24 protein-coding genes are annotated in these 23514 nt (G+C 73.7%); 12 read left to right on the top strand and 12 right to left on the bottom strand.

Features of this window, described 5'->3' with window-relative positions:
• Window positions 1-10: 10 nt before the first annotated feature.
• Both FFT09_RS21785 and FFT09_RS21780 read right to left on the bottom strand, forming a co-directional pair.
• The gene (locus FFT09_RS21785; protein WP_138383867.1) at window positions 11-1192 is read right to left on the bottom strand and encodes a 5-(carboxyamino)imidazole ribonucleotide synthase; all 1182 of its coding nucleotides are present in this window, start codon (window positions 1190-1192) and stop codon (window positions 11-13) included.
• A 22-nt stretch (window positions 1193-1214) separates the two neighbouring features.
• On the bottom strand, window positions 1215-2522 hold the full coding sequence (locus tag FFT09_RS21780) for a glycosyltransferase 87 family protein (RefSeq protein ID WP_138383866.1): 1308 nt from the start codon (window positions 2520-2522) through the stop codon (window positions 1215-1217).
• Window positions 2523-2774: 252 nt separating this feature from the next.
• On the opposite strand from FFT09_RS21780, the gene FFT09_RS21775 reads away from it, so the two are divergent.
• Window positions 2775-5180, top strand: coding sequence for a sigma-70 family RNA polymerase sigma factor (locus tag FFT09_RS21775; protein ID WP_138383865.1), 2406 nt, complete (start codon window positions 2775-2777; stop codon window positions 5178-5180).
• A gap of 9 nt (window positions 5181-5189) precedes the next feature.
• Window positions 5190-5723, top strand: a complete 534-nt coding sequence (locus FFT09_RS21770; protein WP_024877796.1) for a GtrA family protein — start codon at window positions 5190-5192, stop codon at window positions 5721-5723.
• 18 nt (window positions 5724-5741) lie between these two features.
• On the opposite strand, the gene FFT09_RS21765 is transcribed toward FFT09_RS21770, so the two are convergent.
• Both FFT09_RS21765 and FFT09_RS21760 read right to left on the bottom strand, forming a co-directional pair.
• On the bottom strand, window positions 5742-7031 hold the full coding sequence (locus FFT09_RS21765) for an ATP-binding protein (RefSeq protein ID WP_081193641.1): 1290 nt from the start codon (window positions 7029-7031) through the stop codon (window positions 5742-5744).
• 6 nt (window positions 7032-7037) lie between these two features.
• Entirely contained in the window at window positions 7038-7763 is a 726-nt protein-coding gene (locus FFT09_RS21760; RefSeq protein ID WP_024877798.1) for a response regulator transcription factor, read from the bottom strand.
• Between the two features lie 9 nt (window positions 7764-7772).
• On the opposite strand from FFT09_RS21760, the gene hisN reads away from it, so the two are divergent.
• Window positions 7773-8573: a histidinol-phosphatase gene (hisN, locus tag FFT09_RS21755; RefSeq protein WP_024877799.1), complete on the top strand. Its 801-nt coding sequence runs from the start codon at window positions 7773-7775 to the stop codon at window positions 8571-8573.
• 18 nt (window positions 8574-8591) lie between these two features.
• Here the strand turns inward: hisN and FFT09_RS21750 are convergent, their stop codons facing one another.
• The 7 genes from FFT09_RS21750 to FFT09_RS21720 form a co-directional block, all read right to left on the bottom strand.
• A complete protein-coding gene (locus FFT09_RS21750; RefSeq protein WP_024877800.1) occupies window positions 8592-8864 on the bottom strand; it encodes a hypothetical protein in 273 nt (90 codons plus the stop codon).
• Window positions 8861-10900 carry a TNT domain-containing protein gene (locus FFT09_RS21745; protein WP_138383864.1) on the bottom strand — a complete coding sequence of 680 codons (2040 nt, stop codon included), beginning with the start codon at window positions 10898-10900 and terminating at the stop codon, window positions 8861-8863. Before FFT09_RS21745 ends, FFT09_RS21750 begins: the two co-directional genes overlap by 4 nt.
• An 8-nt stretch (window positions 10901-10908) precedes the next feature.
• Window positions 10909-11238, bottom strand: coding sequence for a PE domain-containing protein (locus FFT09_RS21740; protein WP_138383863.1), 330 nt, complete (start codon window positions 11236-11238; stop codon window positions 10909-10911).
• Window positions 11235-11687, bottom strand: a complete 453-nt coding sequence (locus FFT09_RS21735; RefSeq protein WP_138383862.1) for a YbaB/EbfC family nucleoid-associated protein — start codon at window positions 11685-11687, stop codon at window positions 11235-11237. The genes FFT09_RS21740 and FFT09_RS21735 overlap by 4 nt, the downstream gene beginning before the upstream one ends.
• Window positions 11688-11773: 86 nt before the next feature.
• Window positions 11774-12721, bottom strand: coding sequence for a hydroxymethylglutaryl-CoA lyase (locus FFT09_RS21730; RefSeq protein ID WP_138383861.1), 948 nt, complete (start codon window positions 12719-12721; stop codon window positions 11774-11776).
• On the bottom strand, window positions 12708-13310 hold the full coding sequence (locus FFT09_RS21725; protein WP_081193862.1) for a PH domain-containing protein: 603 nt from the start codon (window positions 13308-13310) through the stop codon (window positions 12708-12710). Before FFT09_RS21725 ends, FFT09_RS21730 begins: the two co-directional genes overlap by 14 nt.
• A 229-nt stretch (window positions 13311-13539) precedes the next feature.
• Window positions 13540-14364: a biotin--[acetyl-CoA-carboxylase] ligase gene (locus FFT09_RS21720; RefSeq protein WP_138383860.1), complete on the bottom strand. Its 825-nt coding sequence runs from the start codon at window positions 14362-14364 to the stop codon at window positions 13540-13542.
• A gap of 285 nt (window positions 14365-14649) precedes the next feature.
• Between FFT09_RS21720 and FFT09_RS21715 the strand changes: the two genes are divergently transcribed.
• The 3 genes from FFT09_RS21715 (at window position 14650) to FFT09_RS21705 (ending at window position 17281) form a co-directional block, all read left to right on the top strand.
• A complete protein-coding gene (locus FFT09_RS21715; RefSeq protein ID WP_081193634.1) occupies window positions 14650-16290 on the top strand; it encodes an acyl-CoA carboxylase subunit beta in 1641 nt (546 codons plus the stop codon).
• 37 nt (window positions 16291-16327) lie between these two features.
• Complete coding sequence (locus FFT09_RS21710) at window positions 16328-16570, top strand: acyl-CoA carboxylase subunit epsilon (RefSeq protein WP_138383859.1); 243 nt, start codon at window positions 16328-16330, stop codon at window positions 16568-16570.
• Between the two features lie 69 nt (window positions 16571-16639).
• Entirely contained in the window at window positions 16640-17281 is a 642-nt protein-coding gene (locus FFT09_RS21705; RefSeq protein WP_024877809.1) for a Maf family protein, read from the top strand.
• 9 nt (window positions 17282-17290) lie between these two features.
• Here the strand turns inward: FFT09_RS21705 and FFT09_RS21700 are convergent, their stop codons facing one another.
• On the bottom strand, window positions 17291-17998 hold the full coding sequence (locus tag FFT09_RS21700; RefSeq protein ID WP_138383858.1) for a hypothetical protein: 708 nt from the start codon (window positions 17996-17998) through the stop codon (window positions 17291-17293).
• Window positions 17999-18180: 182 nt separating this feature from the next.
• Here FFT09_RS21700 and FFT09_RS21695 point away from each other — a divergent pair, with 182 nt between their 5' ends.
• From FFT09_RS21695 to FFT09_RS21670, 6 genes are read left to right on the top strand one after another with little or no spacing between them, the layout of a single operon-like run.
• A complete protein-coding gene (locus FFT09_RS21695) occupies window positions 18181-19953 on the top strand; it encodes an acetyl/propionyl/methylcrotonyl-CoA carboxylase subunit alpha (RefSeq protein ID WP_024877811.1) in 1773 nt (590 codons plus the stop codon).
• 46 nt (window positions 19954-19999) lie between these two features.
• The gene (locus FFT09_RS21690; protein WP_244231460.1) at window positions 20000-20401 is read left to right on the top strand and encodes a DUF1707 SHOCT-like domain-containing protein; all 402 of its coding nucleotides are present in this window, start codon (window positions 20000-20002) and stop codon (window positions 20399-20401) included.
• A gap of 35 nt (window positions 20402-20436) precedes the next feature.
• Window positions 20437-20952 carry a GNAT family N-acetyltransferase gene (locus FFT09_RS21685; RefSeq protein ID WP_138383857.1) on the top strand — a complete coding sequence of 172 codons (516 nt, stop codon included), beginning with the start codon at window positions 20437-20439 and terminating at the stop codon, window positions 20950-20952.
• The gene (locus FFT09_RS21680) at window positions 20949-22289 is read left to right on the top strand and encodes a hypothetical protein (RefSeq protein WP_138383856.1); all 1341 of its coding nucleotides are present in this window, start codon (window positions 20949-20951) and stop codon (window positions 22287-22289) included. Before FFT09_RS21685 ends, FFT09_RS21680 begins: the two co-directional genes overlap by 4 nt.
• Window positions 22286-23170: a hypothetical protein gene (locus FFT09_RS21675; protein WP_138383855.1), complete on the top strand. Its 885-nt coding sequence runs from the start codon at window positions 22286-22288 to the stop codon at window positions 23168-23170. The genes FFT09_RS21680 and FFT09_RS21675 overlap by 4 nt, the downstream gene beginning before the upstream one ends.
• On the top strand, window positions 23167-23511 hold the full coding sequence (locus FFT09_RS21670; RefSeq protein WP_138383854.1) for a hypothetical protein: 345 nt from the start codon (window positions 23167-23169) through the stop codon (window positions 23509-23511). The genes FFT09_RS21675 and FFT09_RS21670 overlap by 4 nt, the downstream gene beginning before the upstream one ends.
• The last annotated feature ends 3 nt before the right edge of the window (window positions 23512-23514 follow it).

Genomic DNA, 23514 nt, shown 5'->3' with positions numbered 1-23514 from the left:
CCGGGAGACGTCAGTGGACGGGGTGGCCGTCGGTCCACTCGGCGTGCGAGAGCCAGTGCGCCGCGAGCCGGGCCCGCTGCCGCGTCTCGTCTGTGATCGGGCCGAGCACGTTGACGTGACCGAGCTTGCGGCCCGGCCGCTCGCCCTTGCCGTAGAGATGCACCCGGACGTCGGGGAACCGGGCGAAGAGGTGGTGCAACCGCTCGTCGGGACGCATCGCCGGAGTCTCCGGTGCGCCGAGGACGTTGGCCATCACGGTGGGCGAGAGCGGCTCGGTGACGCCGAGCGGGTAGTCCAGCACCGCGCGAAGGTGCTGCTCGAACTGCGAGGTGCGCGACCCGTCCATGGTCCAGTGGCCGGAGTTGTGCGGGCGCATCGCCAGCTCGTTGACGGACAGCCCGCCGTCGGTCTCGAACAGCTCCACCGCGAGCACGCCGACCACGCCGAGCTCGTCGGCGATCCGCAGCGCGAGGTCGTGGGCCTCCTGCGTCCGCTGCGCGGTCAGGCCGGGTGCGGGCGCCAGCACCTCGGTGTTGATGCCGTCGCGCTGCACGGTCTCCACCACCGGCCACACCGAGCCCTGCCCGAACGGCGAGCGGGCCACGAGGGCCGACAGCTCCCGCCGCATCGGCACGCACTCCTCCACCAGCAGCGGAGTGCCGGCGTCGAGCAGCTCGGGCACCAGCGCGGCGGCCTCGCCGGGCGAGTCCGCCAGCCACACGCCACGCCCGTCGTAGCCTCCGCTGGCCGCCTTGAGCACCACGGGCCAGCCGTGCGCCTCGCCGAACTTGAGCACGTCCTCGGTCGCGGTCACCGCCGTGAACGCCGGGCCGGGAACACCGAGCGCGGCGAGCCGTTCCCGCATGAGCAGCTTGTTCTGGGCGAACGCGAGCGCCTCCGGCCCCGGCCGCACCACGACGCCGTCCTCGACCAGGCGTCGCAGATGCTCGCCCGGCACGTGCTCGTGGTCGAAGGTCAGCACGTCCACGCCGCGCGCGAACGACCGCAGCGCCGCCAGGTCGGTGTGCTGGCCGTGGACGACCTCGGCCGCCACGAGCCCGGCGGAGTCGTGCTCGCCCGCCGCGAGTACATGCAACGACTGGCCGAGGGAGATGGCCGCCTGGTGGGTCATCCTGGCGAGCTGGCCGCCGCCCACCATGCCCACGACGGGCAGTCCGGTTCGGGTGTCCATGGTGCTTCCAGCCTAAGGGGGCTCACTCCGCCCGGACCGACCGCCTGCGGCGGACGAGCCAGCGCAGCCCGAGCGTGGCGGTCAGCACCACCGGCACCAGCAGATACGCGCTGCCCAGGACGACCTGCCAGAACTCCCAGTGCAGTTCGAGGTTGCGGCCGTTGGGCAGGACCAGCAGGACGCAGCTGAGGAACACCACGATGACGGACCCGGCCAGCGCCCAGCGGCGCCAGGCCGTCGCGGGCGTCGTCCGGGGCAGGCGCGCCACCAGCACCACGATGAGCGGTACCGCCCACACCCAGTGGTGCGACCACGAGACCGGCGAGACCAGCAGCGCGTAGAACGCCGTGACGAGCAGGGCGTACAGGTGCTGGCCCCGGCGGTGGAACCGCAGCATGAGCCACACGGCGAACGGCGCCAGCAGCGCGCCGATGCCCAGCGCGGCGGTGGACGCCCACGGGGCGAGGTCGGTGAGCCGGTTCAGCAGCCCGTTGAGCGACTGGTTGCCCGCCCAGTGCATCGGGCCGATCCGGCCCTGGTTGAACACCGTGTGCGTCCAGAACCGGGCGGCGTCCGACGGCGCGACCAGGAACAACAGCCCCTGCAGCCCGGCGAAGGTACCCAGCGCCCGTGCCGCGTCCGCCCTGCGGCCCGTGAACAGCAGGTGCGGGATGAAGATCAGCGGGGTGAGCTTGACGGCCGAGGCCACCCCCACCAGCACGCCGCCCCAGCGGCTGTCCCGGCGGCACAGCACCAGCACGTCCAGCACGACCAGTGCCATCAGGATGAGATTGATCTGCCCGAGAAAGATCGTCCGCCAGACCGGCTCCATCCCGAAGGCGACGATCGTGAAGATCAGCGTGGCTCGGGCAGGCGAGGCCCACCGGGGCAGCTCCCCGGCCAGGCGCGGCAGCGCGGCGATCGTCACCCTGATCACCAGCGCGAGCGCCAGGAACGACACCGCCGCGACCAGGCCCCAGGCGACCTGCACCGGAAAGAACGCGAGCGGCGCGAACAGCAACGCCGCCGCGGGGGGATACGTGAAGGGCAGCAGCGCCCACCACGGCTCGGCCCCGAGGGTGCTGCCTTCGTACAGCGGCTCGCCCTGCAACAGCGTGAGCGCACCGGCCCGGTACACGGCGCTGTCGACGCCCAGCCGCCAGTCCAGCAGCCAGCCCGCGATCCCGGCCGCGATGGCGAGCACCGGCAGCAGGGACAGCAGCGCCACCGAACGCGGGCGGAGCGCGAGCCGCGCCAGCGACTCCCCCAGCGGCAGGTGTGGGTCCTCGTCGGTCGTGCGCACCGGCTCAGTCCTAGTGCTGGTGGACATCAGCGCGTCACCACTCGTCACCCGGGTTCTGCCTCACGACACTTAGGAAACCACGCCCGGGCACTCCGGAGGCGCCCAACCCGCGCTGCAGGGGCGAACCACGACCGGCGCAGCCCGGACATCGCCCGATGGAGTGAAGGCGAACGCGACGGTTCCGGCGGGGCCCGACCCAAGGCATGCTCTGCTCGGACGGGTCCGGCACACTGACCGGGCCGCACGACAGGGTTCACCCGCCGCGCAGGAAGGACAGCCGTGACCACCGACTCCCCCGAGCCGCACGGTCGCAGCGACGCCGACCTCATCGCGTCGGTGCGCGCGGGCAGGATCGAGGAGTACGGAACCCTCTACGAACGCCACGCGGAGGCCGCCTCCCGGATGGCCCGGCAGGTGTGTCCCACCGCCGCCGACGCCGACGACGTGGTGTCGGAGTCCTTCGCGAAGGTGCTCGACATCCTGCGGGACGGCCGGGGACCGGACAGCGCGTTCCGCGCGTACCTGCTGACCACGGTGCGCCACACGGGCTATGCCCGCGCCAGGAACGCAGGCCGCGTACGCCCGACCGGCGACGTCGGCGCCACGGCGGAGGCGTCCGCCGCTGCCGGTGCGCTGACGGCGGCGTTCCCGGACCCGGCGCTGGCCGAGCTGGAACACAGCCTCGTCGCGCGGGCGTTCTTCCGGCTTCCCGAACGCTGGCAGGCGGTGCTGTGGCACACGGTGATCGAGCAGCAGCCGCACGCGGAGGTCGGCCCGCTGCTCGGCCTGTCGGCCAACGGCGTGTCCGCACTGGCGTACCGCGCCCGCGAAGGGCTGCGGCAGGAGTACCTCCAGGCGCACCTCGCGGAGACCTCGGCCCAGCGGTGCCGGGCGACGGCGACCAAGCTCGGCGCGTGGACCCGCGACGGGCTGGCCGTGCGGGAACGAGCCCAGGTGGAACAGCACCTCGACCACTGCGCGCGCTGCCGGGCGCTCGCGGCCGAACTCGCCGACGTCAACGCCTCCCTGCGCGGGGTGGTGGCCTTCCTCGTGCTGGGAACGTCGGCGTTCGGCTACCTGGCCGTGGGCGGCGGGAGCACTCCGGCGGCGGCAGCCACGCTCGCCTCGGCGGGCGCGGGCGGCGCCGACACCGGGCCCCGGCAGTTCCTCGGCGTCGCGGTGTCCGGCGTGGCGCTGGCCACGGCGATCGCGGTCGCGCTGACCTCCGGAGGGCTCGGCGCGAGGACGGTGGCCCACCGGCCGTCGGCACCGGAGAGTTCGCCGCCGTCCGCCGTCTCCCCGGCGCCACCGCCGGTACCGCCGTCCACACCGCCCACACCGTCGAGCGAGCGGCCACCGCGCCCCACGCTGCCGCCGTTGCCGGTGCCACGACCGGACGCGGGCTCCTACCAGCCGCCCGAGCCTCCGGCGCCGATCCCGCCCGCGCCGCTGCCGCCGCCGCCCCCGGAACCTCCGGAAACCCCGGAGACTCCGGAGACTCCGGAAACGCCGGAGCCCACCCCACCCGCTCCACCACCCGACGACGGCGGCGAGAACGACGACAGCGACGACGACGAGTCCGGCGACGACACGCCGCCCGAGGAACCGAAGCCGCAGGTCCTGGCTTCCGTTCCGGAGGACGGAGTGGCGCTCGACGCGGGCGGTGAGGTCGGCGTGCTGGAGATCACCGTCCGCAACGACGGCGATGCTCCCGCCGACCGGGCCACCGTCGAACTGGCCCTGCCCGAGGGAGTCACCGCCGTCGCCCCCGGCAGCGACGACAATGCCGACAGCGACGAGGGCGACGAGGGCAACGAGGGTGGGGCCGGAAACGCCGCGCCGCGCGGCGCCGTGCCGGGCCCGATCCTGCGCACCACCGGCACCGGCCCGGCGACCGACTGTCCCCCCGTCGGAGGCGCGGAGGGCCAGGACGGCCAGGACAGTCACGGCACCGTCGCGTGCGCGGTCCCCGAGGCACTCGGCCCCGACGAGTCCGCGGTGCTGCGCTTCCACCTGCGGGCCGCACGCGAGGCCGAGTCAGCCGAGGTCGAGGGGGTCGTGCGGGTCGAGGGCTCCGAGCCGGTGCGCTTCACCGTCCCGGTCGCGATCACCGGCGCGGAAGCACTGCTGCACGTCCACCCCACGCTCGGCCGGTACGTGTTCGTGGAACTGCGCAACGACGGGGTGCGGGACGGCGAGGCGAACGTCCGGCTGGACGTGCCGGCCCGGGTGCTGGCGTCGCATGGCCTGACCTGCGCCGAGCGTGAGCCGCTGCGCTGCACGGCACGGGACCCGCTCGACCCCGGTGACGAAGTGCGGCTGTGGACCCGCGTGCGCGGCACCGGCGCCGACGGCACGCTCACGGTCACCGGCACCGTCGGCGACCACACCGCGACGGAGACCGTGGAGCTCGTCCGCCTCCCGGAGGACGCCGAGGGCGCCGAAGACGACGAGCACGACGTCCCCGCGCCCCCGGCGACGCCCTCGACGTCATCCACCCCGCCCGCCGGGGCCACTGCCGAGTCCCCGGCACCGGACGGCGCGGGCACCCCCTCGGAGAGCATCGACAGCACCGTCACCCCGCCGACGACCAGCGACGACCCGCCGTCGACACTCGGCTCCGTGTTGCGGCGGCTGCTGCCCCGCCGTGCCGGGTCAACCGGATCATCACGCCGATCTGCGTAGACTGCGGTCGTGGCCGTCGTCGAAACCGTTCTCGCCCGCGTACCGGCACCGCTACGGTCGTTGCTGGTCAGGCACCGGGAGCTGTTGAAGTTCGCGGTCGTGGGCAGTACGACCTTCGTGGTCGACAACGGAGTCTGGTACCTGCTCAAACTCACCGTCCTGGACACGAAACCCACCACGGCGAAGGCCATCGCCATCATCGTCGCGACCATCGCGTCGTACGTGCTCAACCGCGAGTGGTCGTTCCGCACCAGGGGCGGCCGGGAACGAGCCCACGAAGCCACCCTGTTCTTCCTCGTCAGCGGAGTGGCCATCGCGATCAACCTCGTGCCGCTGTACACCTCGCGCTACGTGCTGGACCTGGAGGTACCGCACGTGTCGCTGCTCGTGCAGGAGGTCGCCGACTTCACCAGCGGCTCAATCATCGGCATGCTGCTGGCGATGGCGTTCCGGTTCTGGGGTTTCCGCCGCTGGGTCTTTCCCGACGAGCTGGGTCACCACCGCCGCGACACCACCGCCGAGGAACCGGCCCGCAGCGGCTGACCCGCGTCCCGGCTCGCGCTACCGGGGCACCCGTTCGGCGGGCCAGCTGACCCCGGCGACGTCACTCGGCCTCGGCACCCGCAGGAAGAGGCTGAACGTCGCGGGCTGCTTCCGGGACAGCTCAAGCCGCCCGCCGTCGGCCTCGGCCAGTGCCCGCGCGAGCGCGAGGCCCAGGCCCGTCGAGCCGCTGCCGGAGAAGCCGCGCTCGAACACGTACGCCGCGAGGTCGTCCGGGATGCCCGCTCCGGCGTCCTGCACCTGCACGACGACCGTGCCGTCGTCGTCGCCGCGCCGCGCGGTCACCGTCACCGCACCGGCACCGTGCTTGACCGCGTTGTCCAACAGCACGCCCAGCACCTCCCGCAGCCGTCCCGGTGTGGCCCGCACCCGCAGGCCCTCGGCCGCCCGAAGCCGCAGGGCGCGGTTGTGCCGCCGGAACAGGTGCCGCCACTCGTCGACCACCTCACCGAGCAGTTCGCCGACGTCGAGGGCCTCGGCACCCACCTCGCTCGCGGCACGCGCGGCGGCCAGCAACTCGTCGAGCACGGCCGCCAGCCGGTCGGCCTGTTCCTGCGCCGCCCGCGCCGACTCGACGACCTCCGTGTCCTCGTGCGCGGTCAGGGCCTCCAGGCGCAACTGGAGGGCGGTCAGGCGGCTGCGGAGCTGATGGGACACGTCGCCCACGAGCTGCCGCTCCCGCTGCACGAGCTGGGCCAGCGCCGTGGCCGAGGCATCCAGCGCGTCGGCGACCATGTCGAGTTCGGGCACCTCGTAGCGCCGGGTGTCCGGCCGGAAGTCGCCGCCGCCGAGCCGGGCCGCCCGGTCGGCGACGTGCCGCAGGGGCCTGGCGAGCCTGCGGGCGGTGACGGTCGCCACCACCGTGCCCGTGCCCACCGACAACACCACCAGCAGCAGCACCGCCGCCGCGACCTGGCTCTGCTGGGTGTGCATCGGCTCGGCGGGGATCTCCAGCCGCACGGTGCCGTTCTGCGCGATCGGCACCGTCTCGACGACCACGTCGTCACCGCTGCCGGGGTCGGTGCCGTACCGCATCGGTGGCGCGTCGGGCCGCAGCACGGTGAGGCTCCCGTTCTCGGGCACCGCCACCCGCACCGGGCCGAGGTCGAGGCTGCGGCCGTCGGCCAGCTGGTCGTCGAGTATGGCCGCGATGCGCTGGGCACTGGACGCCAGATCGTCGCGGGTGAGGTTGTCGACGAGCAGCCACCCGGTCACCCCGAGCGGGACACCGAGGGCCACCCCCGTCACGGCGACGGCGAGCAGGATGGCGAGCAGGATGCGGCGGCGCATGGCGGTTCAGTCCGTGTTGAACCGGAACCCGACCCCGCGCACCGTGGCGATGGCCTCGTCACCGGAGCGCCGGCCCGTACCGTCGGAGCGGGCGCGCGCCAGCTTGCGCCGCAGCCACGACATGTGCATGTCGAGCGTCTTCGACGTCTTCGACGTCTGCGGGTCGAGATCGTTCCACACCTCCGCCAGGATCTCCTCCCGGCTCACGACCTGTCCCGCCCTGGTCAGCAGCACCCGCAGCAGCTCGAACTCCTTGTTCGCCAGCGCGACCTCGGAGCCGCCCACGGTGACCACCCGGCCCGCGACGTCCATGCGGACCCCGCCGCACTCCAGCACCTCCGGCACCCGCCTGCGCAACAGCGCCCGGATGCGCGCCAGCAGCTCGGCCAGCCGGAACGGCTTGGCCACGTAGTCGTCGGCGCCCGCGTCGAGTCCGACGACGAAGTCCACCTCGTCGGTCCGCGCCGTCAGCATCAGCACCGGCAGCCCCCGGTCGGTGGCGCGCAGCCTGCGGCACACCTCGAGGCCGTCCATGCCCGGCAACCCCAGATCCAGCACCAGCAGGTCGACGCGGTGGCTCGCGGACCGGTCCAGCGCCGAAGGACCGTCGGCCACCACGGCGACCTCGTACCCCTCCCGGCGCAACGCACGCGACAGCGGTTCGGCGATCGCCGGATCGTCTTCGGCAAGGAGGACCACGCTCACCGTGCCAACCTTACGGCGCGCCGACATGAAACTATCGTGACCGTGTTGCGATACTCCGTTGACCTCACCTTGGCCCAGCGGCTGGCCGACGCCGCCGACGCGATCACCACGTCGCGCTTCCGGGCGCTGGATCTGAGCGTGGACCGCAAGCCCGATCGCACCCCCGTGACCGACGCCGACACGGCCGTCGAGGACGCCGTGCGCGAGCTGCTGGCCGCCGAGCGGCCCGGCGACGCGGTGGCGGGCGAGGAGCGTGGCGGTTCCACCACGGCGGCCGGTCGCGTGTGGGTCGTCGACCCGATCGACGGCACGAAGAACTTCCTGCGCGGCGTGCCGGTGTGGGCCACGCTCATCGCGCTGGTCGAGGACGGCACGCCGGTGGTCGGCATGGTCAGCGCACCGCTGCTCGGCAGGCGCTGGTGGGCGCAGGCCGAGGGCGGCGCGTGGGTGCGGGACGCGGCGGGCGAGCGCCGCACCATGGTGTCCGGGGTCGCGGCGATCGGGGACGCCACGGTGTCGACCACCGACCTGGGCTCGTGGGTCGAGCACCACTCCCGCGACGCCTATCTGCGGCTCGTGGACGCCTGCTGGGAGAGCCGCGCCTACGGCGACTTCTGGCAGCACTGCCTCGTGGCCGAGGGCGCTCTCGACATCGCGGTGGAACCCGTCGTGAGCCCGTGGGACGTCGCCGCGGTGCGGGTCCTGGTCTCCGAGGCGGGCGGCCGGTTCAGCGATCTGTCCGGCGCGCCCGGTTTCGACGGCGGCTCGGCCCTGTCGACCAACCGGCTGCTCCACGACACCGCGCTGACGCTGCTCGGCGACGTACCGGCGCGCTGAGCGGCGCCGGGGCCCGCCTCAGGGCAGGACCCCCACCGCACCGCGCGCCACCTGCGCCCACGCGAGGCGGCCGAACAGGTAGTGACAGGCGACCTGCTCGTTGGAGAACCGTGCCCAGTCGTAGCGGTTGCCCTGCTCACGCCAGAACACCTCCCAGGCGATCTCGCCGCTCTCGCCCTGCTCTCCGGTGCGGAGCAGGCACCAGGCGTTGTCGGTCTCGCTCCCGATCGAGACGACCTCGCCCGGCACCCCGACGGCGTCCAGCCACCGCTTGATCGACTCGGTGTTCATGCCCTCTCCTCGAACGTGATGTCCGCCAGGTACCCGAGCACCACCAGCTCGGCGGCCGAGTACATCGCGCGGTACCGCGTCCCGCCACCGGGCTGCCCGAACCACGGCGCCGACACCGCCTGCCAGACGGGCAGCTCGCGGAGCACGCGGTATCGCCGGTAGCCGCTCTCGCGGTGTGCCGGCGGCAGGCAACGGTGCGCGAACGGCGTTCCGTCGGCGGCGAACACGCGCCCGTGCGCGGTGCCGAACCGGTCGAGCAGCGTGCCCTCCGCAAGACACACCGCCTCGCCCGGCTCGTGACAGCCCTCCGGGAACCGCTCAGGAGGCGGCCACGCGTACTCCGGGCGCGGCCCCTCCCGCACCAGGTAGCGCCGGTTCCACTCCAACTCGGACAGTTCACCGAGCGCGTCGGGTGGTGCGGACTCCTCGGGCGGGCACGGCAGCACCGTCACCGGCGGCGGCGCGGGATGACGACCACCTCCGCGCAGCATCGCCAGCGCGTGCTCCGGATCGATCTCTGGCGAGCGGGGATGGTCGTGCGGCGGGTAACACGGCAGCACGCGCCCGTCGTCCACCTCCGGCCCGGGGAGCTGCCGCGCCGGGCGATCGGCGGCCACCGGCAGGTGCCCGATGGGGAACATGTGCACCATGAACAGGGCCGCCACGCTCTCGCGCTCCCGCCTCGGGGCCCCGACGGCCACGGCCGCGGCACCGGGCTGCGGCGCCTGCGGTGCCGCGGGCTGTGCGGGCTGTGGTGCCGGGGGTGCCGACGGGGGCGGCGGCGCGGCCGGGGGCGGCGGGGCGGGAGGCCGAACCGGGCCCGGCTGCAGCCCCGGTGGTGGCCCCGGCTGGGCACCCGGCTGCGGCGCTGGCTGGACCCCCGGCGGGGGCACCGCCGGAGGGTGCGGGGCCTGCCAGGGACCGGCCACCGGCCTGCCGGGAACCGGCGGCGCGGGGGGAACGGGTCCCGCCGGGTAGGCGGGACCAGGCGCGGGCGGTGGCCCCGCCCCGTACTGCGGCGGCGCCGGGGGCGCGGCCGGGTACTGCGGCGGCGCGTACCCGCCCCATCCCGGCGAGGGGCCCGGCGGTGGAGCCGGTGGCGGGCCACCGAACCCCGACAGGTGGGTCTGTCCCGGCCCGGCGAACGCGGTGCCGCTCGGCGGGGTGGGTGCCTCGACCGCGGGACCGGGGCCTCCCGGCAGCGGCTGCCCTGACGGTGGCGTGGGCGCGTGCGGCGAGACGATCGGCCCGGTGTCCGGGTTGTCCGGCTCGCGCACCACCTCGGCGACGTCCGGGACAGGGACCGATTCCACCGGGTGCACCCGTTCCAGCGGGCCCATAGGGTCCATCGGGTCCACCGGGATCTCGGAGTCCGGCGGTGCTACGGGGTTCGCAGGCTCCGCGGCTTGGAGGGACTCCACGGCATCGACCACCACCTCCGGCGCGCCCGGCGTGGCGAGATCGTCGACCGTGTTCACCACCGGGTCGGCCACGGAGTCCACCGCACCGCGGTCGTCCTGCCCGGTCCCCGGCGCTGCCACGCCGCCGGCGACCGACTCCGCCAACTCGCTCGTCACCACCCCGAGGTCCGACGCCGCACCCCGCACCACCGTGTCCACACCGAGCAGGGCCGCAGGATGTCCCGCGTCGGCGGCGGCGAGCGCCGCGTCCCGGGTCCTGGCCGTCTCGACGAGCTGCCGCACGATCTCCACCTTCGCGTCCGCCACGCGCTCGGCGGCGTGGTCGAGCCGGTCGGCCGCGCCGGTCGCCCCGCGCGCCGCTTCCGCGAGCACGCCGGTGTCGGCGTCACCCACCTGCGCCCAGCGCGACCGGGCGGCGTCCGCGACCGGACCGGACAGTGCGGCGAGCGCCTGCTCGGCTTCCGCGTCGGCATCGCCCGCGAGGGTCGTCAGCTCGGCGGCGGCCTGGCGCCACGAGCGGGCCTGCTCCCACATCGCGTCCTCGTCGGCCTCCGGCCAGCTCACCCCGGTGGCGGTCGCGATGTCCTGGAGCTGCGCGGGCAGTTCGATTCCCATCGGCCGGCCTACCCTGCTCGCCCGGCTTCGCGGACGGCCTCGGCCGCGCCCGACTCCGCCGACTCGTAGGCCGTCGCGGCTTCGGCGAGCGTGCCGCCGAAGCGCTCGAACTCGCCGGGTACCTGTTCGAGCAGTTCCCTCGCCCGCGCGGCGGGCTCGCCGTGAACGGCGGCGAATCCCCGCCCCACGGCGTCCCCGCCCCACGGCGCCGGTACCGCGTCCAACTCCTCCGCGAGCCGCCGCACGACGGCGCGCGCCCGGTCGGCCAGCGCCGCGAACTCGTCCGCCCGCGCGGCGAGCCCTCCGGTGTCGACACCGAATCCGTCGCCCGTGCTCATCGCGACGTCGACCATTCCGCGTCGTCGAGCCAGTTCTGGTCCTCGAAGATCTCCCCGGGATCGTCCGCGTCGTCCGGCGCCTGCCGGGCGGCCAGCTCGCCCGGAGCCAGGTCCGCGCTGCCCCGCAACACCGCCTGCGGGTCGATCGCGGGCCCCAGCGCCTCCGCCAGCACCGCGCCGGCCGCGCTGGACGCCTCGGCCGCGGCCTCCCGCGCCGCGCGCACCACGTGAGCGGCCAGCTCGGCGGGCCGGTAGCGGGCGTAGGCGTCGCCGTCGATCACCAGATCGGTGAGCACGCCCCGCGCGCCCACCGTGGCCGTCACCAACCCGTCCGCGCTGCTGGCCGACCCGCTGACCGCACCCAGTTCCTGCTGCGTCGCCGCCAGCCGTTCCCTGCTGCGGCGGTAGTCGGCGAGTAACTCCTCCACCTGCGCCCGATGCTCGGTCACGGCCCTCTCCCCGGAGTCGAAGGGTCATTGTTGACAGCGGTGGCCGTGACTGGGACGCACGCCGGGCCGGACCCGTTCCCGATCGGTCACCGCGCGGCCAGCGCCCGCACCACCCGGGACGGGCTGGGCCTGCCGAGGTGCCCGGCGAGCCACACGCTGGTGTCCACGAGCACGTCGAGGTCCACGCCGTGCGCGATGCCGAGGCCGTCGAGTAGCCACACCAGGTCCTCGGTTGCGAGGTTGCCGGTGGCCGAGCCCGCGTAGGGGCACCCGCCGAGCCCACCCGCCGAGGAGTCCACGGTGGTCACACCCCGGCGCAGCGCGGCGAGCGTGTTGGCCAGCGCCTGGCCGTAGGTGTCGTGGAAGTGCACCGCCAGTTCGCCGACCGGCACACCCCCCGACGTGAACGTGTCCAGCAGGCGCTCGACGCTCGACGCGGTGGCCACACCGATGGTGTCGCCCAGCGACAGCTGCGTGCATCCCAGATCGCGCAGCCGCCTGCCCACGGACACGACCTGCTCCGGCGCCACCACGCCTTCCCACGGGTCGCCGAAGCACATGGACACGTAGCCGCGAACGTCCACGCCCGCCGCCCTCGCCCGGGTGATCACCGGCTCGAACAGGGAGAACTGGGCGTCGAGATCGGAGTTGAGGTTGCGCCGGGCGAAGGTCTCGGTGGCGCTCGCGAACACGGCGACGTGGGTCACGCCCGCCGCCAGCGCCCGGTCGAGCCCCCGCTCGTTGGGCACCAGGACCGGATACCGCACACCGTCGTGCCGGGGCAGCCGGGCCAGCAGGTCCTCGGCGTCGGCGAGCTGCGGCACCCACTTCGGATGCACGAAGCTCGTGGCCTCCAGCGTGGTGAGCCCGGCGCGCGCCAGCCGGTCGAGGAACTCCGCCTTCACCTCGACGGGGACGACCGTCTTCTCGTTCTGCAGACCGTCACGGGCCCCGACCTCCCAGATCGTGACCCGCCCCGGCAGCGCGCCGGGGTCGGCCGCACGCTCCGGCAGCCCGAGTTCACGCACGCCCATGTCGCTCCCGCCGTCCGGCATCGGGTCGGTGGTCCTGGTAGTCCTGGTAGTTCCCCGCCGGATCGTAGGGCCGGGCGTCGAAGTCGTCGTAGGGGTTGTCGTTGACCTGGCGATAGATGTAGGTGTGCATCCGCTCGACCTGCGGGATGTCGTCGAACGTCAGCGGTTCGTCCGACGCCGACTCGATGATCAGGGTGCCGCAGCCGAAGATGCGGTCCACCAGCCCGTGCTCGAACCGGACGCTGTGGATGCGGCCCATCGGGATGTCGATACCCGTGCGCTTGATCACACCCTCGCGGACGATCACTCGATCGGTGGTGACGACGAAGTGCGTCGTGCGCCACCGCACGAACGGCGTGAGGAACAGCCAGATGACGAGCAGTCCCGCCGCGGCCGTGGCCGCGATCGGGCCCACGGTGTCCCAGGGAGGTTCGAGACCGGCCGCCCACAGGCCGACGACGATTCCCGCCGCGACGGCCACGACCAGCGCGAACACCGGAAAGATCAGCATCTTGAAGTGCGGATGCTTGTGGGCTACGACCTGTTCCCCGTCGCTGAGCAGACTGTCGGGATAGGCCACTTCGAACACCCCCACCACTCGTGTTTCGCCGTGGCCTCACCGTACCGCGTCGACCCGCCTCGCACCCCGCCCTCCGCGCCGTGTCCCGGTGGTGCCGCGAAGGCCACCTTCACTGCGTCTGGTGCAGCGAAGGCCACCTTCACTGCGTCTGGTGCAGCGAGGGTGGCCTTCGCGGCAACCCTGGCCACCCGGGCCACCCGGGCCACCCGGGTCACCCGGCAGAGTCGGCGTCGGCGCGCTAGCCCGCTGCGGGGCGGAGATGGACGACGTCCGCGGCGAACACGGTGCTGCGCCGGCCCCCGTCCTCGTCCACGACGAGGGCGCAGGTGGGGTCGATGTCCACCACGCGGCCCGTGCGGGAGCGCCCGCCCGCCACCTCCAGCCGGACGTCGCGGCCGAGCGTGGCGCACCGTTCGCGGTAGGTGTCCAGCAGCCCGGCAGCGGCGAGGTCGCCGCGCGCCCCGCGCCACGGCACCTCGCGTTCGTGGAACGCCGCCAGCAGCAGCGCCGCCACCTCGGTCGGGTCGGTGGTGCGCGCGCCCTGCTCCGCCAGCGAGGTGGCGGGCAGCCCGCCCGGCCCGGGGCGCACGGGTTCGCGCAGCGGCAGCACGTTGACGCCGATCCCGCACACCACGGCCTGCTCGTCGGACGACGCGGCCTCGGCGAGCACGCCGGCGCACTTCTCGCGTTCGGGGCCCGCGAGCACGTCGTTGGGCCACTTCAACACCGCGTCCACGCCCAGTTCGGCCGCCATGTCGGTCAGCGCGAGCCCCGCCACGGCCGCGAGCGAGCCCAGCGCGGGCAGCGGCACCTCGGCGGGCCGCAGCAGCACACTGAGGTACACGCCCCGGCCCGGCGGCGACGTCCACGTGCGGCCTCTCCGGCCCGCGCCGGACGTCTGCTCCTCGGCGATCAGCACGGTGCGGTCGGGGGCGCCCTCGGCCACCGCCGCGCGCAGGTCGGTGTTGGTGGACCCGGTCCGGGCGACGACGTCGATGGCCGCGTAGGGCCCTGCCGGCGCGAGCAGCCGCGACCGCAGCCGGGCGACATCGATGTGGCTCACCCGCCTCACCCTAGACAGCGGCGCCCCCGCGCGCCGTCGTGGCCACGCGGCCGGTGGACGGCGGTGAGATTGCCGACGGGCCACGCGGAAACCCCGCCCGCCTGATGGAGAGCCCCTAACACGTTGGTCTGTTCGGCTCGCGGCACCCAGACGACGCCTCGCCGCGTTGGAGGAGGCGCCCACGTACTTCCAGTACGCGGACGCCCCTCCGCCTTGCGACGCATTCGCCTGGCCGCCGCTCCCTGATCGAACGCCAACGTGTTAAGGCCTCTAAGCTTCCGGAGCATGAGCAGCGCGACGGAGCCACTCGGAACGCCCCCCGCAGACGAGCCGGACATCCACACCACGGCGGGCAAGCTCGCCGACCTCTACCGCCGCGACTCGGAGGCCGTTCACGCGGGCTCGGCACGCGCCGTCGAACGCCAGCACGCCAAGGGCAAGCAGACCGCGAGGGAACGCATCGACCTGCTGCTCGACCCGGGCTCGTTCGTGGAGCTCGACGCGCTCGCCCGCCACCGCTCCACGAACTTCGGCCAGGACCGCAACCGGCCCTACGGCGACGGCGTCGTGACCGGCCACGGCACCATCGACGGCCGCCCGGTGTGCGTGTTCAGCCAGGACGTCACGGTGTTCGGCGGTTCGCTGGGCGAGGTCTACGGCGAGAAGATCGTCAAGGTGATGGATCTGGCGATGAAGACGGGCAGGCCCATCATCGGCATCAACGAGGGCGGTGGCGCGCGCATCCAGGAGGGCGTGGTCTCGCTCGGCCTCTACGCCGAGATCTTCCGCCGCAACACCCACGCGTCGGGCGTCGTCCCGCAGATCTCGCTCATCATGGGCGCCAACGCCGGGGGCCACGTCTACTCGCCCGCCCTCACCGACTTCGTGGTCATGGTCGACAAGACCTCCCAGATGTTCATCACCGGCCCCGACGTCATCAAGACCGTCACCGGCGAGGAGGTCACGCTGGAGGACCTCGGCGGCGGCCGGACCCACAACACCAAGTCCGGCAACGCGCACTACCTGGCCTCCGACGAGGCCGACGCCGTGTCCTACGTGAAGGAACTGCTGTCGTTCCTGCCGTCGAACAACCTCTCCGAGCCGCCGGTCTTCGACGCGCCGGAGCCGGCGGGCGGCACGATCGCCGACGGGGTCACCGACACCGACCTCGAACTGGACACGCTGGTCCCGGACTCGGCCAACCAGCCCTACGACATGCACGAGGTGATCTCGCGCATCGTCGACGACGGCGAGTTCTGCGAGGTCCACGAGCTGTTCGCCCCGAACATCGTGGTCGGGTTCGGCCGGGTGGAGGGACGCAGCGTGGGTGTGGTCGCCAACCAGCCCACCCAGTTCGCGGGCTGCCTCGACATCGACGCGGCGGAGAAGGCGGCCCGGTTCGTGCGCACCTGCGACGCCTTCAACGTTCCCGTGCTCACGTTCGTGGACGTGCCCGGCTTCCTGCCCGGCACCGACCAGGAGTGGAACGGCATCATCCGGCGGGGCGCGAAGCTCATCTACGCCTACGCCGAGGCCACGGTCCCGCTCGTCACGGTCATCACCCGCAAGGCGTACGGAGGGGCCTACGACGTGATGGGGTCCAAGCACCTCGGCGCCGACGTCAACATCGCCTGGCCGACGGCACAGATCGCCGTGATGGGGGCGCAGGGTGCCGCGAACATCGTCCATCGCAAGCGGCTCGCGGAGGCGGCCGAGGCGGGTGAGGACGTCGAGGCACTGCGCACCGACCTGATCCAGGAGTACGAGGACACGCTGTGCAACCCGTACGTGGCCGCCGAGCGCGGGTACGTGGACAGCGTCGTCCCGCCGTCGCACACGCGCGGGCACGTGGCGCGGGCCCTTTCGCTGCTGCGGGACAAGCGGGAGACACTGCCGCCCAAGAAGCACGGCAACATCCCGCTGTGAGCGGGGCCGCCACGTACCGTCGAGACCGGAGGTGACCATGACCGGCGAGGCCAGCGACCGCACCGGCACCGCGCCGCTCCTGCGGGTCGAGCGCGGAGCGCCCGACGACGAGGAACTGGCCGCGCTGGCCACCGTGGTGGCGGGCCTGGCCTCGGCGGCGAGCAGCGCGGCCACCGAGAGCCCCGCGCGCCGTTCGCGCTGGTCGGACCCCGCGTCGCGGCTGCGGCTGCCCTCCCGGCCCGGCCGCGGAGCGTGGCGCTGGTCGGCCTACCCGGCCTGAGCGCCCCTCACCCGGTGGGGGCTCTGAGGGCCGAGGCCCGCGACACGGCGCGGGTACTAGCCTGACGGCGTGCGATTCGTGCTGGCCTCGGCCTCCCCCGCCCGCCTCGCCGTGCTGCGCGCCGCGGGTGTCGACCCCGACGTCGTCGTGTCGGGCGTCGACGAAGCGGCGATCATCGCGTCGCTGTCCGATCCCGCACCCGCCGAGCTGGTGCGCACCCTCGCGGCGGCGAAGGCGGACGACGTCGCGGCCGGGGTGCTCGACGGCGACGCGCGGGGCGAGGACACGGTGATCGTCGGGTGCGACTCCATGCTGTCCATCGGCGGCGAGGTGGTGGGCAAGCCGGGCACGCCCGAGGTGGCCCGCACCCGGTGGAAGGCCATGTCGGGCGGCTCGGGGGAACTGCTCACCGGGCACGCCGTGGTGCGGCTGCGCGACGGTGTGGTGGCGGCCCGCGCGGAGGGAACGCGCGCCACCACCGTGCGGTTCGCGGCGCCCGAACCCCAGGAACTGGACGCCTACATCGCCACGGGAGAGCCACTCGCGGTGGCGGGTGCGTTCACGCTCGACGGTCTCGGCGGCTGGTTCGTCGAGGGCGTCGACGGCGATCCGTCCAGTGTCATCGGCATCAGCCTGCCCCTGACCCGCGGCCTGCTCGCCGAGGTCGGGGTCGGCGTGGTGTCGCTGTGGGGTGCCCGGCCCGGCGCGTGACCGGCGGGCTCAGCGCGGGTCGAGCCCGTCCGGGCAGGTCGTGAGATCGGTGCGGCCGACCTCGACGTCCGGCCAGCCGGGGAGCTCACCCGGCGAGCGCCGCGCTCGGGTGCAGCCGGCCCTGGCACCGTCGAGCGTGAGCACCTCGGCCACCGCGCGGAGTTCCCGGCAACTCCCGTCGCGGTCGGTGCAGGTCTCCCGCGCCACCAGCACCTCGGGCATCGCCGTGCCCACCACGTCGTCGAGCACGAGCACGCCGAGGTCGGAGAAGTAGACCTCGCCCGCGGCTTCCCAGCTGTCACCACGCCACACGTGGACCTCGCCTGCCATGCCCCCGTCCCGCGGTCCCCGCACGAGACACACGGGGGTCGCGCTCGCGGCGCAGCGCAGCGAGTCGTGGTTCAGCCGCACCCCGTCGCCGGTGATCCGGGTGGTCGTGACCGTGCCGGACACGGGCCCGCCCGCCCTGAGCCTGCCCGCGTCACCCCGGCTGTCGGCGAGCAGTTCCACCGACATCCCGTTGACGACCGTGGACGCCAGCACGCGGCAGGTCTCGTCGCCGCAGCCCTCGGGCCGCTCCACACGCGTCGGCGCCGGGGGCACCGGCTCCTGGCCGCGCGCGCCCCACACCGCGGCGGCCACCTGGGCGCCCACGGTCAGCACCCACGCCACCACCACGGTGGCCACCACGACACGTGGTGGGGACCTGCGGACCACGACGGCCTCCTCCCTGCCTCTCGCATGCACGAGGGTAGGCGAGCCGCGAGGTGAGGTCTGAACCTCGTGTCCGCGACCTGCGACGACGGTGACTCCCCTTGCGCCGGGCGTGACCCTTCTCTCGCCTGGGGCCTTCCCCGCGTCCGTAGAATCTCGCGTGAGCAGCTAACGAGGAGGTAAGCGTGCCCGAACCAGCCGCCGTGCAGAAGGTGCTGATCGCCAACCGCGGGGAGATCGCCGTGCGGGTGATCCGGGCCGCGCGTGACGCGGGGCTGGCCAGTGTCGCCGTCTACGCCGACCCCGACCGCGACGCACCCCACGTCCGGATGGCCGACGAGGCGTTCGCACTGCACGGGTCCACGGCGGCGGACACCTACCTGGTCGTGGACAAGCTGCTCGACGTCGCCAAGCGCGCGGGAGCCGACTCCGTGCATCCCGGTTACGGCTTCCTCTCCGAGAACGCGGACTTCGCGCAGGCGGTCATCGACGCGGGGCTGACGTGGATCGGGCCGAGCCCGCAGGCGATCCGCGACCTGGGTGACAAGGTCACCGCGCGGCACATCGCGCTGCGGGCCGGTGCGCCGCTCGTGCCGGGCACCACCGAGCCGGTGGCCGGTGCCGACGAGATCACGGCCTTCGCCGACGAGCACGGGCTGCCCGTGGCCATCAAGGCCGCGTTCGGCGGCGGCGGTCGCGGGCTCAAGGTCGCGCGGACCCGCGAGGAGATCCCCGAGCTGTTCGAGTCCGCGACGAGGGAGGCGGTCGCCGCCTTCGGGCGCGGTGAGTGTTTCGTCGAGCGCTACCTCGACCGGCCCCGGCACGTGGAGGCCCAGGTACTGGCCGACCAGCACGGCAACGTGGTGGTGGTCGGCACGCGGGACTGCTCGTTGCAGCGCCGCCACCAGAAGCTCGTCGAGGAGGCACCAGCCCCGTTCCTGAGCGACGAGCAGCGCGAGACCATCCACTCGTCGGCCAAGGCCATCTGCCGCGAGGCTGGCTACTCCGGCGCGGGCACGGTCGAGTACCTGGTAGGCACCGACGGCACCATCTCGTTCCTCGAAGTCAACACGCGACTCCAGGTCGAGCACCCGGTGTCGGAGGAGACCACCGGCATCGACCTGGTGCGCGAGCAGTTCCGCATCGCCGAGGGCGGCACGTTGCCGTTCACCCGGGACCCGGAGCCGCGCGGGCACGCCATCGAGTTCCGCATCAACGGCGAGGACGCGGGCCGGAACTTCCTGCCGGCACCGGGCACCGTCACCACGCTGGTCTTCCCGGAGGGCCCCGGGGTCAGGGTGGACTCGGGCATGGCGGCGGGCGGTGTCATCGGCGGTCAGTTCGACTCCATGCTCGCCAAGGTGATCGTCACGGGCGCCGACCGGCGGCAGGCCATCGAACGCAGCAGGCGCGCGCTGGGCGAGATGGTGGTGGAGGGCCTGGCGACGGTGCTGCCGTTCCACCGCGCCGTGCTCGACGATCCCGCGTTCGTCGGTGACGAGACGGGATTCACCGTCCACACCCGCTGGATCGAGACCGAGTTCGACAACACGATCGAACCGTTCACCGCCCCCGGCGAGGCCGCCGAGCAGGAGCAGCCCCGGCAGACCGTGGTGGTGGAGGTCGGCGGGCGCAGGCTGGAGGTGTCGCTGCCCGGCGACCTGGCCCTGGGCGGCGGGGCGGCCGAGCAGGCCAAGGCCAAGCCGCGTAAGCGTGGCGGCGGGACCAAGGCGGTCGCGAGCGGCGACGCGGTGACCGCGCCCATGCAGGGCACCGTCGTCAAGGTGGCCGTCGCCGACGGCCAGCCGGTCGAGGCGGGCGAACTGGTGGTCGTGCTGGAGGCCATGAAGATGGAGAACCCGGTCAATGCCCACAAGTCGGGCACCGTGTCGGGGCTGGCCGCCGAGGTGGGCGCGGCCGTCGGCCAGGGTTCCGTGCTGCTGGAGATCACGGACTGAGCGCCGCTCGTGGTCTGCGGGGCCCGAGGCGACCTACGATCGGGGTGTGGCCGACGGACCGGAGTACCGGCTCAGCGACGCTGAGCGGCAGGAGGCGCTGGACGCGCTGAGCGAGCACGTCCGAACCGGGCGCCTCGACCTCGTCGAGTACGACGAGCGGGCCGCGAAGGTGAGCGCGGCCAAGACGCGGCGGGACCTGGCGCCGCTGTTCGCGGACCTGCCCGAACCCCGGCCCGCGATACTCGCCCCGCCCCCGGCCACCCGCGAGTCCGGTGCGGAGGTCTCGCAGCCGTGGCAGCAGCGCCTCGCGGCGAGTGCGGTGCCGCTGGCGGCGCTGGTCGCGATCGTGCTGTTCTTCACGGTGGCCAGGGGCATGGTGTTCGTCTTCGTGTTGCCGCTGATCGTCGCCATGCTCGCGGGCTCGTTCGCGTCCCGTCGCCGTGGCTGACACACCGAGGCGGGCCGCTTCTACAATCTCCGATCATGGAGCCGGTCGAGATCAACGCGGGTGGGTACTACCTGCGGCAACTGAGGGCCGACCGCGCGCTCGACGACCGGCCCGCCCTCGTCGAAGCGTTCGCCGACCCGCTGCTGCGCCGGTACGTGCCGAACTACGTCGTGGACACCCCGCAGGCGGCGGGCGACTACGTCCGGCGCCGCGCCGAGGAGTGGGCCGCTGACCGGCGCTGCTCCTGGGCCGCGGCCGAACCCACCACGGGCGCGCTGCTGGGCGAGGTGGGACTGAAGGACCTCGACCTCGCGGGCGGCACCGCCGAGGTGGCGGTGTGGGTCCATCCCTCGGCCCGGGGCAGGGGCGTGGCGAGCACGGTGGTGGACACGGTGGTGCGGTTCGGGTTCGGGGCGCTCGGGCTGCGGCGGGTGGACTACACCCACGTCCCGGACAACACCGCGTCCCACGCCGTGGCGACGAGGTGCGGATTCGCGCTCGTCGGCCGGGACGGCGGCGAACTGCGGTGGCGGCGCGAGGCGGACTCGTGAAGGCCCCGGCACGCTGGGCCGCGGTGCTGCTGCTTCTGCTGAGTTCGGGGTTGCTCGGTGCCGGTGCCGGTGCCGCACAGGAGCAGGACGGCGAGGGCCCGCCTGCCGCGCCGAAACTCGACGTCGACGCGGCGTTGCGGGCGCTGGAGACCGAGTCGATCTACCGGGCACCGGGTGCGGTGGCGAGGTTCGACGAGGACCTCATCCGCTCCGAACTGACCGACGACATGCGGGTCCTCGTCTCCCCGTTCACCGGGCGGCCGGATGACGGTGGGCACTACCCCGACCGCGATGACTACCTAGACCAGGTCCACCGGCCGCTGAACGACTGGGCCGAGGAGACCGGCCGGACGGTGATCGAGGTGGAGGGCCTGCTCGTGTCCTCGACCGAGGGTGTCACCACGAGCCCGGGCGATCTCTCACGGCTGCGCCAGCACACCGGGCAGTACGACGTCACCGATTCGGTGTGGAGCCTCATCCAGCACGCGAAGGACGGGGACAACGCGAAGAGCAGTTACGAGTCACCGCACCCGCTGCCCGAGTCGGTGGAGCCCTCCGACCGGCGGATACGGGAACTGGTGGATCGCCTGCGCGAGCAGCGCGTGATCAACGCCCCGGGCAGGCGGGACCGCCTCGACATCCCGCTCGAGTTGCTGGAGGAACGCACCGGATTCACCGTCCGCGCGGTGGCGTTTCCTCCGGGCGAACCGGGCGAGCCGCTCGTCGACTACGCACCCGCGCTGGCCGAGCACTTTCCCGACGACATCGTGCTGGTCGCCCACGGCGGCTGGTTGGAGGTCGCGGGAGGCCCGCAGACCGAGCTGAGCCTGGCCCGCGACTACGCCTTCGGGCGCTTCGAGACCGCCACACTCCGGCAGGGCCTGGTCATGCAGGACCGCATCGGCTCCGTACTCCTGCGGGCCGACACCCTGCTCACCGAGCATCCGTTCGGCAGGCCACAGCCGCAGACGTTGCGGCAGCTCGTCGCCGGGCTCGCGCCCTGGCTACTCGGCGGATCGGCGCTGGTGGTCGGCGGTGTGCCGCTCGTCCGCGTCGTCGGCAGGCGCCTCGGCGAGGCCCGCGACGAGCGCAGGGCGTTCCAGGTGGCGCAGGCTCGCGCGTTCGCGGCCATCGCGGAGCTGGGCGAGCGGCTGGTCGAGGCCGAGCGCGGTGGGAACGGACCCGGCGTCGCGGCGGCCGCCGAGCGCCATGCGACGGCGAGAACCCTCTTCGACCAGGCCGGGACCGCGGCCGCCATGACCGAGGTCCGCGCCGTGGCCGAGACGGGCAGGCGCGCCCTGCGCGGACGCACCGGAGCGAGCGGAGTTCGGCGATGAAGGCAGCGAGACGTCTTCCCCGCTGGCTGATCGTCGCCGTCGTCGTCGGCGTCGCGGCCTTCCTGTGGATCTTCACCCCGTGGGTCACCGCGGGCGAGCGGGCGGCGACCGCCGCAGGCGGCCTGGAGGACTCGTCCGTCCACGTCGACCCCGGCGCTCCCGGACTCGTGGACCCGCAGCGGGCACGCGAGGTCATCGGCGACCGCGCCATCGTGGTGGCGATCTTCGACGAGACCCCGCTGGACGAGTACGCCGACGAGACGGTGCCCCGGCTGGCACTGTGCCGCGACGTCGCCGAACTGGTGCCCACCAACCTCGTCGTCGTCTTCGCCACCGAACCCGAGCGCGAGTACGGCAGCTCGTACTGCGAGGGCCCGGCCTTTCCCGATCCGACCGAGACCGACGACGACGCGGCTGGCTTCGCCCTGTCCGTGGTCGCCGCCGCCGAGCAGAGCTGGCAGTACCGCGCCAGCGACACCGACCTCACCCCGGAGCTGGAAGAGTACGTCCTCACCTTCGACGCCGAGGCCGCCGAGGCGTACGGCGAGCTGCCCCGGCGCGGGCCGGTCGACAGCGTCACCGACGTCTCGCAGCTCGTGCTCGCCTTCCTCGGCATCGTCTCGGCCACGATCGCGGTGTTCCTGCTCCTGCGGGGACTCGCGCTGGTGTCGTTCCGCCGGAAGGTCACCGCGCCGAAGGAGGCCGAACTGGGCGCCCGGCTCAACCGCGTCGCCGACCGGGTGCTGCATCCGGAAGGGGAACCCAACGCGGAGGCGGCGAAGGAGTACGTGCTGGCCATGCGGGAACTCGGCGAACCGGGCGGCACGGCCCGCCTCGACCGGGTACGGCGGCGACTGGACCGGATCGAGGAACTGCTGTGACCTGGCTGTGGCTCGTGGGTCCGCTGGTGCTCGGAGCGGGCGCGCTGGTGCCCGTGCTCCTGCGACGGCGGCGTCCCGACCCCGGAGGCACCGAGGTCAGGGCGCGTGCGGCCTGCCTGCGGCTGGCGCACCACGTCGAGGTCCCGCCACCGGTCCCGCCCGGCGACGACCACACCACCACGCTGCTGCGCCGCGCCACCGAACGCTGGCACAGCGCGGGCGCCGTCCTGGCCGATGCCACCACGGCCGAGGAGTTCCGCCTCGCCGAGCGCATCGCCACCGAGGGCCTGGCCCACACCCGAGACGCCTACGCGCGCCTGGGCCTGCGGTTCGCCGAATAGCCC

Origin of the sequence: Saccharomonospora piscinae (assembly GCF_005862235.1) — a bacterium.
Lineage (GTDB): Bacteria > Actinomycetota > Actinomycetes > Mycobacteriales > Pseudonocardiaceae > Saccharomonospora > Saccharomonospora piscinae.
The sequence above is the reverse complement of the archived record's forward strand: the minus strand, read 5'-3'. Positions and strand labels throughout refer to the sequence as shown.